Annotated in this window: 15 protein-coding genes; 8 read left to right on the forward strand and 7 right to left on the reverse strand. The window is 68.7% G+C overall.

Annotated elements, in window-relative coordinates; all coding sequences use genetic code 11:
* Positions 1–139: 139 nt before the first annotated feature.
* The 7 genes from I0D00_RS21015 (at position 140) to I0D00_RS21045 (ending at position 6564) form a co-directional block, all read left to right on the forward strand.
* Positions 140–2122 carry a dynamin-like GTPase family protein gene (locus I0D00_RS21015; protein ID WP_213641714.1) on the forward strand — a complete coding sequence of 661 codons (1983 nt, stop codon included), beginning with the start codon at positions 140–142 and terminating at the stop codon, positions 2120–2122.
* A 102-nt stretch (positions 2123–2224) separates the two neighbouring features.
* Positions 2225–3364 carry a homoserine O-succinyltransferase MetX gene (gene metX, locus I0D00_RS21020; protein WP_213641715.1) on the forward strand — a complete coding sequence of 380 codons (1140 nt, stop codon included), beginning with the start codon at positions 2225–2227 and terminating at the stop codon, positions 3362–3364.
* Between the two features lie 7 nt (positions 3365–3371).
* A complete protein-coding gene (metW, locus tag I0D00_RS21025; protein ID WP_213641716.1) occupies positions 3372–3992 on the forward strand; it encodes a methionine biosynthesis protein MetW in 621 nt (206 codons plus the stop codon).
* A gap of 41 nt (positions 3993–4033) precedes the next feature.
* Positions 4034–4453 (forward strand): DUF4426 domain-containing protein, encoded by a 420-nt coding sequence (locus I0D00_RS21030; protein ID WP_213641717.1) that lies wholly within the window; start codon positions 4034–4036, stop codon positions 4451–4453.
* Positions 4450–5046, forward strand: a complete 597-nt coding sequence (gene rdgB, locus I0D00_RS21035) for an RdgB/HAM1 family non-canonical purine NTP pyrophosphatase (protein WP_213641718.1) — start codon at positions 4450–4452, stop codon at positions 5044–5046. Before I0D00_RS21030 ends, rdgB begins: the two co-directional genes overlap by 4 nt.
* Positions 5043–6203, forward strand: a complete 1161-nt coding sequence (gene hemW, locus I0D00_RS21040) for a radical SAM family heme chaperone HemW (protein ID WP_213641719.1) — start codon at positions 5043–5045, stop codon at positions 6201–6203. Before rdgB ends, hemW begins: the two co-directional genes overlap by 4 nt.
* 37 nt (positions 6204–6240) lie before the next feature.
* The gene (locus I0D00_RS21045) at positions 6241–6564 is read left to right on the forward strand and encodes a DUF3392 domain-containing protein (protein WP_213641720.1); all 324 of its coding nucleotides are present in this window, start codon (positions 6241–6243) and stop codon (positions 6562–6564) included.
* Positions 6565–6600: 36 nt separating this feature from the next.
* Here the strand turns inward: I0D00_RS21045 and I0D00_RS21050 are convergent, their stop codons facing one another.
* From I0D00_RS21050 to I0D00_RS21080, 7 genes are all read right to left on the reverse strand, one after another.
* Positions 6601–7014: a VOC family protein gene (locus I0D00_RS21050; RefSeq protein WP_213641721.1), complete on the reverse strand. Its 414-nt coding sequence runs from the start codon at positions 7012–7014 to the stop codon at positions 6601–6603.
* A 27-nt stretch (positions 7015–7041) separates the two neighbouring features.
* A complete protein-coding gene (locus tag I0D00_RS21055) occupies positions 7042–7467 on the reverse strand; it encodes a YciI family protein (protein WP_213641722.1) in 426 nt (141 codons plus the stop codon).
* 239 nt (positions 7468–7706) lie between these two features.
* Positions 7707–9014: a DUF1329 domain-containing protein gene (locus I0D00_RS21060; protein WP_246533373.1), complete on the reverse strand. Its 1308-nt coding sequence runs from the start codon at positions 9012–9014 to the stop codon at positions 7707–7709.
* Between the two features lie 208 nt (positions 9015–9222).
* Entirely contained in the window at positions 9223–9894 is a 672-nt protein-coding gene (trmB, locus tag I0D00_RS21065) for a tRNA (guanosine(46)-N7)-methyltransferase TrmB (RefSeq protein ID WP_213641848.1), read from the reverse strand.
* 89 nt (positions 9895–9983) lie between these two features.
* Positions 9984–10778, reverse strand: a complete 795-nt coding sequence (locus I0D00_RS21070) for a thiazole synthase (RefSeq protein ID WP_213641724.1) — start codon at positions 10776–10778, stop codon at positions 9984–9986.
* 47 nt (positions 10779–10825) lie between these two features.
* The gene (gene thiS / locus I0D00_RS21075; protein WP_213641725.1) at positions 10826–11026 is read right to left on the reverse strand and encodes a sulfur carrier protein ThiS; all 201 of its coding nucleotides are present in this window, start codon (positions 11024–11026) and stop codon (positions 10826–10828) included.
* 102 nt (positions 11027–11128) lie between these two features.
* Positions 11129–11500: a DUF423 domain-containing protein gene (locus tag I0D00_RS21080; protein WP_213641726.1), complete on the reverse strand. Its 372-nt coding sequence runs from the start codon at positions 11498–11500 to the stop codon at positions 11129–11131.
* 66 nt (positions 11501–11566) lie between these two features.
* Between I0D00_RS21080 and mtgA the strand changes: the two genes are divergently transcribed.
* Positions 11567–12295 (forward strand): monofunctional biosynthetic peptidoglycan transglycosylase, encoded by a 729-nt coding sequence (mtgA, locus tag I0D00_RS21085; RefSeq protein WP_213641727.1) that lies wholly within the window; start codon positions 11567–11569, stop codon positions 12293–12295.
* The last annotated feature ends 1 nt before the right edge of the window (position 12296 follow it).

Genomic DNA, 12296 nt, shown 5'->3' on the forward strand with positions numbered 1-12296 from the left:
TGACGCGGGCCGATTGACGCCGGCCGGAGGCCCCGCATAATGCCCGCCAGGCCCGCGCGTGCCGCGCGGCCCCATGACCCCGGAGGCGACCTGCGCCGCGGTCGCCGTTCGCGGGCGCGCTACCGAGAGGAACGCCAGGATGAGCATGGAACGTCTCAGTCAGCAGGTCGACGCCTACGTCGCCTGGAAGCGCGAGCTGATGCGCGAGATCAGCCGCTACCGCAGCTGGCTGGTGACCAACCGCCTCGGCTCCGGGGCGGTGGAGGCCAAGCTCGAGCGGGCCCTGCGCCTGCTGCGCACCGACCACATCACCCTGGCCTTCGTCGGCGAGTTCTCCCGCGGCAAGACCGAACTGATCAACGCCCTGTTCTTCGCCGAATACGGCCAGCGCATGCTGCCGTCCCAGGCAGGGCGCACCACCATGTGCCCCACCGAACTGTACTTCGACCCGCGCTCGGAGCGCGCCTATATCCGCCTGCTGCCCATCGAGACGCGCCTGTCCGAGGCCAACGTCTCGCAGTTCAAGCGCATCCCCGGGCACTGGGTGAACATCCCCCTGGACCCCAGCGACCCGGACAACATGCTCCAGGCCTTCGCCCAGGTCGCCCGGAGCAAGCCGATGCCGGTGGAACAGGCGATCCAGCTGGGCTTCCACCCGGACATGCTGGAGCGCACCGGCAAGCCCGGCCAGGTGCTGGTGCCGGCCTGGCGTCACGCCCTGGTCAACTTCGACCACCCGCTGTTGCGCCAGGGCCTGCGCATCCTCGACACCCCGGGTCTCAACGCCCTGGGCAGCGAGCCTGAGCTGACCCTGTCGATGCTGCCCAGCGCCCAGGCGATCATCTTCCTGCTGGCCGCCGACAGCGGGGTCAGCGCCAGCGACATGGCGATCTGGCAGCAGCACATCCGTCAGCTCGACGACGAGACCCAGACCAGCCTGTTCGCCGTGCTCAACAAGATCGACGTGCTGTGGGACGACCTCGCCGGCGAGGCCTTCGTGCAGGACGCCATCGCCCGGATCCAGCGCACCACCGCCCGGCAGCTGGGCATCCGCAGCGAGGAGGTGCTGCCACTGGCGGCCAAGCAGGCCCTGCTGGCCAAGGTGCGCAAGGACCCGGCGCTGCTCGCCCGCAGCCAGCTGGGCGACCTGGAGAGCCTGCTCTGCGAGCGCATCGTCGCGCAGAAGGAGCGGCTGCTCGAGGACCGCGTGGTCAACCAGGTGCTGGCCCTGCTGCAGAACAGCCAGCACCTGCTCAACCTGCGCCTGGCGAAGGTCAGCGAGCAGCAGGCCCTGCTCAGCCACCAGCAGCAGGACAACGGCCAGCTGCTGTTCGAGCTGACCGCCAGGACCAAGGCGGACCACGGCCTGCACCACCGGCGCCTGCTCGGCCTGAAGACCAACCAGCGCCTGCTCAAGCGCCAGGGCGAGCTGCTGCGCGCCGCGCTGCGCCCCGAGCGCCTCGACGCGCATCTGGCCAAGGTGCGCCGCAACCTCACCGGCAGCTGGACCACCCTGGGCATCAACCAGGCCATCCTGCACTTCTTCCGCTCCGTGCAGAGCGACCTGCACAACCTGGCCCACGAAGCCGAGATGGCCAACCGCATGGTCGCCGCCATCTACCGCCGGCACAACGAGGAGAACCCCCTGCATGGCGTCGACGCGCCGCAGTTCGACCTCAACCGCTACCAGCGCGAACTCGCGCAGCAACAGGCCAAGGCCGACCAGTTCCGCCTGCACCTCAAGACCCTGCTCACCGAGCAGCGCAGCCTGACCCGGCGCTTCTTCGCCACCCTGGTGCAGGAGGTGATCGGCCTGCACCAGCGCCTGCGCCAGGACGCCGAGCAGTGGGCCGGCGACGCCCTGATGCCGCTGATGCAGCACAGCCTGGAGCACAAGCAGTTGCTGGAGACCCACATGCTGCGGCTCAAGGCCCTGGCCCAGGACACCCAGAAGAGCCGTCAGCGCACCCAGCAACTGGCGCTCTACCGCGACGAACTGCAGCAGCAGCTGGCCCAGGCCGGCGACATGCTGCGCACCCTGCGCCGGCCGGCGCCGATCCAGCGCCAGGGCAAGGTGGTCAGCCTGCCGGGCGCCAGGCGCGCCCTCGGCGCCGCCGACTAGGCGCAGCCCGGCCTGGGCGCGCCGCCCCTGCGCTTGCCGCAGGCAGCGGCGCTCTTTAGACTGCTGCACTTCGTTTTTCTTCCCATTTCGCGAGCAGGGTCGATGCCCACTGCCTTTCCCCCAGATTCCGTTGGCCTGGTGACGCCCGAGGTGGTGCAGTTCGCCGCGCCCCTGGCCCTGGCCTGCGGACGCAGCCTGGCCGACTACCAACTGATCTTCGAGACCTATGGTCGGCTGAACGAAGCCCGCAGCAATGCCGTGCTGATCTGTCACGCCCTCTCCGGCCACCACCATGCCGCCGGCTACCACAGCCCCGACGACCGCAAGCCCGGCTGGTGGGACAGCTGCATCGGCCCGGGCAAGGCGATCGACACCGACAAGTTCTTCGTCGTCAGCCTGAACAACCTCGGCGGCTGCAACGGCTCGACCGGCCCGTCCAGCCTCAACCCGGCCACCGGCAAGCCCTATGGCGCCGACTTCCCGGTGATGACGGTGGAGGACTGGGTGCACAGCCAGGCGCGCCTGGCCGACGACCTGGGCATCGCGCAGTGGGCGGCCGTGGTCGGCGGCAGCCTCGGCGGCATGCAGGCCCTGCAGTGGACCATCAGCTACCCCGAGCGGGTGCGCCACTGCCTGGCGATCGCCTCGGCGCCCAAGCTGTCGGCGCAGAACATCGCCTTCAACGAGGTGGCGCGCCAGGCCATTCTCACCGACCCGGAGTTCCACGGCGGACACTTCCAGGAGCAGGGGGTGATCCCCAAGCGCGGCCTGATGCTGGCGCGCATGGTCGGTCACATCACCTACCTGTCCGACGACGCCATGGGCGAGAAGTTCGGCCGCGGCCTGAAGAGCGAGAAGCTCAACTACGACTTCCACAGTGTCGAGTTCCAGGTCGAGAGCTACCTGCGCTACCAGGGCGAGGAGTTCTCCGGGCGCTTCGACGCCAACACCTACCTGCTGATGACCAAGGCGCTGGACTACTTCGACCCGGCCGCCGCCTTCGATGGCGACCTGGCCAAGACCCTGGCCACGGCCACCGCGGACTTCTGCCTGTTCTCCTTCACCACCGACTGGCGCTTCTCCCCGGCACGCTCGCGGGAGATCGTCGACGCGCTGATCGCCGCGCGCAAGAACGTCTGCTACCTGGAGATCGACGCGCCCCAGGGCCACGATGCCTTCCTCATGCCGATCCCGCGTTACCTGCAGGCCTTTTCCAGCTACATGAACCGAATCCAGGTATAACCCCGCCATGCGTGCAGATCTCGACATCATCCAGGAGTGGATTCCCGCCGGCAGCCGCGTACTCGACCTGGGCTGCGGCGACGGCGAACTGCTGGCCTGGCTGCGCGACAACAAGGGCGTCAGCGGCTACGGCCTGGAGATCGACCCGGAGAAGATCGCCCGCTGCATCGAGCGCGGCGTCAACGTGGTCGAGCAGAACCTCGATGAGGGCCTCGGCAACTTCGCCAGCGACAGCTTCGACGTGGTGGTGATGACCCAGTCGCTGCAGGCCCTGCACTACCCCGACTGGGTCCTGGCGGAGATGCTGCGGGTCGGTCGCACCTGCATCATCACCTTCCCCAACTTCGGCCACTGGCGCTGCCGCTGGTACCTGGCCAGCAAGGGCCGCATGCCGGTCTCCGACTTCCTGCCCTACACCTGGTACAACACGCCGAACATCCACTTCTGCACCTTCGAGGACTTCGAGCGCCTGTGCCACGCGCAGAACGCCCGGGTGCAGGAGCGCCTGGCGGTGGACCGCGACCACCGCCACGGCTGGGCCAGCCGGATATGGCCTAATCTGTTAGGTGAGATCGGCATCTACCGCATCAGCGGGCCCACCGCCCCGGGTACGCAGACCGCCGGCTGAGCCGTGCGCCTTTCCAGGGCCAACCTTGCAGGAGAGCCACCATGCGCCGTATCGCCATTCTGTTTATCGCCCTGTGCCTGAGCCTGCCGGCGCTTGCCGAGCGCAAGCACAGCTTCGGCGAGCTGGACGTGCACTACATCGCCTTCAATTCCGGCTTCCTCCAGCCGGAGATCGCCGCCGCCGCCGGCCTGGTGCGCAGCAAGAGCCAGGGCGTGGTCAACATCTCCGTGCTCAAGGCCGGCACGCCCCTGGCCGCCAACGTCGATGGCGCGGTGAAGAACCTGCTCGGGCAGAGCTACCCCCTGAAGTTCAAGCAGGTCACCGAAGGCACGGCGATCTACTACCTGGCGCAGTTCCCCTTCGAGAACCGCGAGGTACTGCGCTTCACCATCAGCGTCCAGGCCGACGATGGCGTCGCCCACAGCTTCGACTTCAACCAGGAATTCTTCCCCGACCAATGATGCCCTTCAGCGAACTCGTGCTGGCCAGCCACAACGCCGGCAAACTCAAGGAACTCCAGGCCATGCTCGGCGACGTCGTGCGCGTACGCTCGATCGGCGAGTTCAGCAGCGTCGAGCCGGAAGAAACCGGCCTGAGCTTCGTCGAGAACGCCATCCTCAAGGCCCGCCACGCCGCCCGGGTGTCCGGCCTGCCGGCCCTGGCCGACGACTCCGGCCTGGCGGTGGACTTTCTCGGCGGCGCCCCGGGCATCTACTCGGCGCGCTACGCCGACGGCCAGGGCGATGCGGCCAACAACGCCAAGCTGCTCGCGGCCCTCGAAGAGGTGCCGGATGCGCAACGCGGCGCCCGGTTCGTCTGCGCCCTGGCCCTGCTGCGGCATGCCGACGACCCGCTGCCGATCCTCTGCGAAGGCCTGTGGCACGGGCGCATCCTGCACGAGGCCCGCGGCGACCAGGGCTTCGGCTACGACCCGCTGTTCTGGGTCGAGGAGCAGCAGTGCTCCAGCGCCGAGCTGCCCCCGGCGCTGAAGAACCAACTCAGCCACCGCGCCCGCGCCATGGCCCTGCTCAAGCAGCGCCTGGGGCTGGCATGAGCCACTCGGCAGACGCAGGCTTCCAGCTGCCGCCGCTGGCGCTCTATGTGCATATTCCCTGGTGCGTGAAGAAGTGCCCCTACTGCGACTTCAACTCCCACGCCGCCGGCCCGCAGCTGCCGGAGCAGGAGTACGTGGACGCGCTGCTGGCCGACCTCGATGAGGACCTGGCCCAGGTCCACGGCCGCCCGCTGACCTCGATCTTCTTCGGCGGCGGCACCCCCAGCCTGTTCAGCGCCCGGGCCCTCGGCCGCCTGCTGGAAGGGGTCGAGCGCCGCGTGCCCTTCGCGCCGGACATCGAGATCACCCTGGAAGCCAACCCCGGCACCTTCGAGCAGGCCAAGTTCGCCGCCTACCGCGCCCTCGGCATCAATCGCCTGTCGATCGGCGTGCAGAGCTTCCAGGCCGACAAGCTCAAGGCCCTGGGGCGCATCCACGACGGCGAGGAGGCCATCCGCGCCGCCGACATGGCCCGCGCCGCCGGCTTCGACAACTTCAACCTGGACCTGATGCACGGCCTGCCGGAGCAGTCCCTGGACGACGCCCTCGGCGACCTGCGCACCGCCATCGCCCAGGCGCCGAGCCACCTGTCCTGGTACCAGCTGACCCTGGAGCCGAACACGGTGTTCTGGAGTCAGCCGCCGACGCTGCCGGAGGACGACATCCTCTGGGACATCCAGGAAGCCGGCCAGGCCCTGCTGGCCGAGCACGGCTATACCCAGTACGAGGTGTCGGCCTATGCCCAAGCGGGCAAGGCGGCGCGGCACAACCTCAACTACTGGACCTTCGGCGACTTCCTCGGCATCGGCGCCGGCGCCCACGCCAAGCTGAGCAGCCCGCAGGGCTTGATCAAGCGCAGCTGGAAGACCCGCCTGCCCAAGGACTACCTGGATGCCGGCAAGCGCTTCAGCGCCGGCGAGCGGGTGCTGGGCCCGGACGAACTGCCCTTCGAGTTCCTGATGAACGTGCTGCGCCTCACCGATGGCGTGGCCAGCAGCCTGTTCACCGAGCGCACCGGCCTGCCGCTGGCGCGGCTCGCCGAGGCGCGCGGCGAAGCCGAGCGCCGTGGCCTGCTGCACGGCGACCCGGCGCGGCTGCGCGCGACCCGCGAGGGCCAGCTGTTCCTCAACGACCTGCTGCAACACTTCCTGCCCTGACCGGCACATCGCGCGCCCGCGGCGCTAAGGACCCCGCATGGACCTGCTACTCGAACTGATCGCCACCCTGTCGCGCTGGAGCCGTGGCCACCTGTACGACATCTCCCTGGCGATCATGGCCACCCTGCTGGTGCTGTTCGGCCCGGCCATCAACGCCTGGGTGCAGCGCAGCATCGGCGGCCTCAACTTCTTCCTGCGCACCCTGCTGTTCGTGCTGCTCTGTGCGGTCGGCTACGGCCTGGCGATGGTCTTCCTCACCCCCTGGCTGGCCCAGGGCCTCGGCCACTTCAACAACTACACCCTGGCACCGGTGCTGCTGCTGTCGTTCTTCCTCATCGGCGTGCTCGCCGACCGCAGCTAGATCGGCAACAGCGGTCGGCGGCCAGGCCGCTGGCTGTCAGCACTCCGGTCCGCAGTTGATCATCCAGGGTACGCCAAAGCGGTCGACCAGCATGCCGAAACGCTCCGCCCAGAAGGTTTGCTGCAGCGGCATCTGCACGCTGCCCCCTTCGCCCAGGGCGGCGAAGATGCGCTCGGCCTCCGCCACGCCGCCTGGCTGCAGGGTTACCCAGCAGCCACGGATGGGCTCGTAGGGTTGCGCGGGGTGGCAGTCCGAGCCCATCAAGGCCTGATCGCCCCACATCAGACAGGCGTGCATGACCTTGTCGCGGCAATCCGCCGGCACCTCCCCGCCGGCCGGGGTTTCGCCGAAGCGCAGCAGCGCCTGGAGGGTGCCGCCCAGGCACTGCGCATAGAAGCTGAAGGCGGCCTCGCAGTCGCCATCGAAGGTCAGGTAGGGATTGATGTTCATGCTTGACTCCGTCGCGCGGTCAAAGGGTCACTGCTGCCGGGCAATCTGTTCGCGGATGCGCTCTTCCTGCTCGCGCAACTCGGGGGTGAATTCGGCGCCGAAATCCTCGGCCTCGAACAGCTGGCGGATCTCGATCTCCGACTCCCCGGGCATCGGGTTGGGGCAGCGCTTGACCCATTCGACCGCCTCCTCCAGCGACTCGACCTGGAACAGCCAGTAGCCGGCGATCAGCTGCTCGGTCTCGGCGAACGGGCCGGCGATCACCTGTCGCTGCTCACCGGAGAACCGCACCCGCGCGCCCCTGGCACTCGGCTGCAGGCCCTCGCCGGCCAGCAGCACGCCGGCTGCCACCAGCTCCTCGTTATAACGGCCCATCGCCGCCAACAGCGCTTCGCTGGGCATCACGCCCGCCTCGGATGCCTGACTGGCCTTGACTATCACCATGAATCGCATGCTCTTGCCTCCTGCAGCAAAGGGTTAGAGGACCGGTGCGGATGCTGGGCTCCTCCACCGGTTCTGCTTCATGGTCGAAGGGCCAGGCGCACATTCGACAGGGCCGCCTGAAATTTTCCGCTGATCTGCCGCCGCACGGCCTGGCCCCGAGGCGGGGGCACGATCCTGGCCGGGACCCGCTCGGCAAGCCGGCAGAAAAAAGCCGCCCATTCGGGCGGCTGTGCAGGCCGGGAGTCGACTCAGTTACCCGCGCGGCGCAGAGCCTGCGGGGTGAAGTCGCGCGGGCTCAGGTCGGCGGCGAAGTCGTACATCGGCTCGTTATTGTCCAGGCCGTCGACGAAGTAGCGCCCTCCCGCGAAGTCGTAGAGGGTTTCCAGGGTACTGCCGAACATCGGCACCTCGTAATAGCTGATCGGGTGGCTCTCCTGCAGGCCGATCAGCTCTCCGCGCTTGTCGTACAGGTCGACCGCGAGAATCTGCCAGCTGTCCTCGTCCAGGTAGAAGCGGCGCTTGCCATAGGGGTGGCCGAAGCCCTTGCGCAGCTCGGCCTCGACCAGCCACACGCGGTGCAGCTCGTAGCGCAGCAGCGCGGGGTTGACCGTGCTGCGCTGCAGGATGCTGTCGTAGGGGATGCCCTGCTGATGCACCGCATAGCTGTTGTAGGGCAGCAGCATTTCGCGCTTGCCGAGCAGCGTCCACTGATAGCGGTCCGGCGCGCCGTTGTAGGAATCGACCATGTCGGCGGTGGCCATGCCGTTGGTATCCGGCTGCAGGCTGTCGTAGGCCAGCATCGGCAGGCGGCGCACGCGCCGTTCGCCACGGTTGAAGCGCCAGGCCTTGCGGATCGCCAGGACCTGGTCGAGGGTTTCCTGCACCACCAGCGCCGAGCCGGACAACTTGGCCGGCGCCACCACCTTGTACTTGTAGTAGAACAGGGTGTTGTCCAGCTCCTGCGGGCTGACGCCTGCGCGGCCGTAGAGGAAGTAGACGGCGCGGTCCAGCTTGAGCAGGTTGTAGCCGCCATTGGCCAGCACCGCCGCCTGGTTGGTGTGCATGCGGATCTGCTCGCCACGGTAGCGCATGATGTGGTTCCAGATCGCCTGCTGGCCGTTCTCCGGCAGCGGGAAGGGCACGCCGGCGGCCACCCCGGCCACGCCGTTGCCGCCGGAGATCAGCTCGGCGTTCAGCGCGTTGAAGCGGGTGGCGTCGTAGATGCGCTGCGGCGCCGCGGCGCTGCGCCGGCTCGGGTAGACCCGCAGGAAATACTCGGGGTGGCGCGTCAGCAGCGCCTGGTGTCCCGCCGACAGCAGGGGCCGATACTGCTCCAGGTTGGTCGCCTCGACCCGGTACAGGGGCGCGTCGGCGGCATAGGGGTCGGGGTGGTGCATGCCGGGCCGGTAGCCGGCCGGCGGCTGGGCCAGGCCGCCCTGCCAGCTGGGGATGCTGCCGGCGGCATTGCCGGCACGCTCGCCACCGAGCGGGGTCAGGTCCTGGTTCAGGCGCGCCGCCTGCGCGGCGTCGATCTTGGCCTGCGCGGGCAGCGTCATGGCCGCCAGCAACAGCAGTGACAGTTTTCTCAAGACAACACTCTCCTCACGGCAGCCGGCGGCGGGCGCCACTGCCTGTCGTGCCCGCTCCGCTGCCGGGGTGGGCGTTATGGATACTGACGGTGAGGAGCCGTCCTGGCGCCGGGTCATCCCGGTCTTATGCAATCGTCCTGGGGCGGCGTCGACGGGCTCGACGCCGAAAGCCTGACTACTCGCTGCGCTGGAACTTCAGGTCCCAGACGCCATGGCCGAGGCGCTCGCCGCGGCGCTCGAACTTGGTGATCGGCCGCTCCGACGGACGCGGCACGTACTGGCCATCGGCGGCCAGGTTACGATAGCCCGGCGCCGCACTCAGCACCTCGAGCATGTGCTCGGCATAGGGCTGCCAGTCGGTGGCCATGTGCAGCACGCCGCCGACCTTGAGCTTCTGCCGCACCAGCTCGGCGAAGGCCGGCTGGACGATGCGCCGCTTGTGGTGGCGGGCCTTGTGCCAGGGGTCGGGAAAGAACAGCAGCAGGCGGTCGAGGCTGGCGTCGGCCACGCACTGGCGCAGCACCTCCAGGGCGTCGCAGCTGTAGACCCGCACATTGCTCAGATTCTGGGTCATCAGGCCGTTGAGCAGGGCGCCGACACCCGGCTTGTGCACCTCGACGCCGATGAAGTCCTGCTCCGGGGCGGCGGCGGCCATCTCCAGCAACGAGTGGCCCATGCCGAAGCCGATCTCGAAGGTGCGCGGCGCACTGCGGCCGAACACCCGGTCGAAGTCCCGGGCACCGGCTTGCAGTTCCAGGCCGAACTGCGGCCAGCCCTGGTCCAGGCCGCGCTGCTGGCCTTCGGTCATGCGCCCGGCGCGCATGACGAAGCTCTTGATGGTGCGCATCGGGCGCTGTTCCTCGGCCGCAGCCGAGGGGTCGTGGGATTCGGTCATCGGGTACTCTTGAAATCGATGGGGTTCGAGGCGGCCAGGACTCAGCGGATCAGGCCGTCCAGCGGCGACGAGGCGCTGGCGTAGAGCTTCTTCGGCATGCGTCCGGCCAGGTAGGCCAGGCGTCCGGCCTCGATGGCGTACTTCATGGCCTCGGCCATCAGCACCGGATTCTGCGCATGGGCGATGGCGCTGTTCATCAGCACCGCCTCGCAGCCCAGCTCCATGGCGATGGTGGCGTCGGAGGCGGTGCCGACGCCGGCATCGACCAGCACCGGCACCGTCGCCTCTTCGAGGATGATGCGCAGGTTGTAGGGGTTGCAGATGCCCAGGCCGGTGCCGATCAGGCCGGCCAGCGGCATCACCGCGATGCAGCCCATCTCCGCCAGCTGGCGGGCGATGATCGGGTCGTCGCTGGTGTAGACCATCACGTCGAAACCGTCCTTGACCAGCACTTCGGCGGCCTTGAGGGTCTCGATGACGTTGGGGAACAGGGTCTTCTGGTCGGCCAGCACTTCCAGCTTGACCAGCTTGTGGCCGTCGAGCAGCTCGCGGGCCAGGCGACAGGTGCGCACGGCCTCCTCGGCGTCGTAGCAGCCGGCGGTATTGGGCAGGATGGTGTAGCGCTCCGGGCTGATCACCTCGAGCAGGTTGGGCTCGCCGGGATTCTGGCCGATGTTGGTGCGGCGCACGGCGACCGTGACGATCTCCGCGCCCGAGGCCTCGATGGCCGCGCGGGTCTCGTCGAGGTCCTTGTACTTGCCGGTGCCCACCAGCAGGCGCGACTGGTAGGTGCGGCCGGCCAGGGTGAAGGGCTTGTCGCTGCGAACATGGCTCATCGGATAATCCTCGGGACTAAGACGGGGGAACAGTGCGGACGGCGGCCTCAGCCGCCGCCGATGGCATGCACCACTTCGACCCGGTCGCCGTCGCGGAGCGCGGTGCTGGCATGCAGGCTGCGTGGCACTATGTCCAGATTGAGCTCGACCGCGACGCGCCGACCGGCCAGGTCCAGGCGGCCGAGCAGTTCGGCGACGGTCTGGCCATCGGGCAGCTCGAATGCTTCACCGTTCAACTGAATGTGCATAACGGGGCGGTCACGACTAGAAAGGAGGACGGCATTCTAGCCCGATCACCGCCGATGACCAAGGCTAAAGGGCGCCGTTCGTCCCGCTTCCTGACGCTGCAGTCAGGTTGTGCGCCAGGCCAGCAGCCCCAGGCACAGCCAGCCGCCGAGGAAGGCCAGGCCGCCGAAGGGCGTGATCATGCCGAGCGTGCCGATACCGCTGAGGGCCAGGCCGTAGAGGCTGCCGGAGAACAGCAGGATGCCCAGGGCGAACAGCCCGCCGGCCAGGTTGACCAGCCGCCCCGGCGCCCGCAGCGCCAGCAGGGCGACGCCGAGCAGGGCCAGGGCGTGGATCAGCTGATAGTGACTGCCGGTGTGGAACACCGCCAGGTAGTCGGCGCCGAGCCGGCCCTTCAGGCCATGGGCGGCGAAGGCGCCGAGGGCGACGCCGGTGAATCCGGCCAGGGCGGACAGCAACAGCCACAAACGAGCCATGGGCACTCCAGACAATTCGAGGGTGGCCGCTATAATGGCCCGCCCTCCCCCAACGGCCAAGCACGCATGTTCCGCTCCATCCGCCGCCAACTGCTGAAGCTGCTGCTCTACTTCATGGCCGCCACGGCCCTGCTGGTACTGCTGTTGCGCTGGGTGCCGCCACCGGGCACGACCCTGATGCTCGAGCGCAAGGTGCAATCCTGGGTCGACGGCCAGCCGATCGACCTGCAGCGCGACTGGCGCCCCTGGAGCGAGCTGCCCGACGACCTGAAAGTCGCGGTGATCGCCGCCGAGGACCAGAAGTTCGCCGAACACTGGGGCTTCGATGTCGCCGCCATCCGTGCGGCACTCAGCCACAACCGCCGGGGCGGCTCGGTGCGCGGCGCCAGCACCCTGAGCCAGCAGGTGGCGAAGAACCTGTTCCTCTGGTCCGGGCGCAGCTGGCTGCGCAAGGGCGTGGAGGTCTGGTTCACCGCACTGATCGAACTGCTCTGGCCGAAGCAGCGCATTCTCGAGGTCTACCTCAACAGCGCCGAGTGGGGTGTGGGGGTGTTCGGCGCCGAGGCCGCGGCCCGGCACCACTTCGCCAAGGGCGCGCCCTATCTGTCGCGCCAGCAGGCCAGCCTGCTGGCCGCGGTGCTGCCGAACCCGCGGCAGTGGAGCGCCAGCCGGCCGAACAGCCGGGTCGCCCGCCGCGCCGCCTGGATTCGCCAGCAGATGTGGCAGCTGGGCGGCAGCCACTACCTCAGGCAGTTGCAGGGAACGCGCCCGCAGTGGTGGCCGCGCTGGCTGTAGC

This window comes from Pseudomonas lalucatii (assembly GCF_018398425.1).
Classification (GTDB): Bacteria; Pseudomonadota; Gammaproteobacteria; order Pseudomonadales; family Pseudomonadaceae; genus Aquipseudomonas; species Aquipseudomonas lalucatii.

Bases quoted from the DNA above. Each gene is read 5' to 3' on its own strand.
- I0D00_RS21015 (WP_213641714.1), top strand. From the start codon at position 140: ATGAGCATGGAACGTCTCAGTCAGCAGGTCGACGCCTACGTCGCCTGG.
- metX (WP_213641715.1), top strand. From the start codon at position 2,225: ATGCCCACTGCCTTTCCCCCAGATTCCGTTGGCCTGGTGACGCCCGAG.
- metW (WP_213641716.1), top strand. From the start codon at position 3,372: ATGCGTGCAGATCTCGACATCATCCAGGAGTGGATTCCCGCCGGCAGC.
- I0D00_RS21030 (WP_213641717.1), top strand. From the start codon at position 4,034: ATGCGCCGTATCGCCATTCTGTTTATCGCCCTGTGCCTGAGCCTGCCG.
- rdgB (WP_213641718.1), top strand. From the start codon at position 4,450: ATGATGCCCTTCAGCGAACTCGTGCTGGCCAGCCACAACGCCGGCAAA.
- hemW (WP_213641719.1), top strand. From the start codon at position 5,043: ATGAGCCACTCGGCAGACGCAGGCTTCCAGCTGCCGCCGCTGGCGCTC.
- I0D00_RS21045 (WP_213641720.1), top strand. From the start codon at position 6,241: ATGGACCTGCTACTCGAACTGATCGCCACCCTGTCGCGCTGGAGCCGT.
- I0D00_RS21050 (WP_213641721.1), bottom strand. From the start codon at position 7,014: ATGAACATCAATCCCTACCTGACCTTCGATGGCGACTGCGAGGCCGCC.
- I0D00_RS21055 (WP_213641722.1), bottom strand. From the start codon at position 7,467: ATGCGATTCATGGTGATAGTCAAGGCCAGTCAGGCATCCGAGGCGGGC.
- I0D00_RS21060 (WP_246533373.1), bottom strand. From the start codon at position 9,014: ATGACGCTGCCCGCGCAGGCCAAGATCGACGCCGCGCAGGCGGCGCGC.
- trmB (WP_213641848.1), bottom strand. From the start codon at position 9,894: ATGCGCACCATCAAGAGCTTCGTCATGCGCGCCGGGCGCATGACCGAA.
- I0D00_RS21070 (WP_213641724.1), bottom strand. From the start codon at position 10,778: ATGAGCCATGTTCGCAGCGACAAGCCCTTCACCCTGGCCGGCCGCACC.
- thiS (WP_213641725.1), bottom strand. From the start codon at position 11,026: ATGCACATTCAGTTGAACGGTGAAGCATTCGAGCTGCCCGATGGCCAG.
- I0D00_RS21080 (WP_213641726.1), bottom strand. From the start codon at position 11,500: ATGGCTCGTTTGTGGCTGTTGCTGTCCGCCCTGGCCGGATTCACCGGC.
- mtgA (WP_213641727.1), top strand. From the start codon at position 11,567: ATGTTCCGCTCCATCCGCCGCCAACTGCTGAAGCTGCTGCTCTACTTC.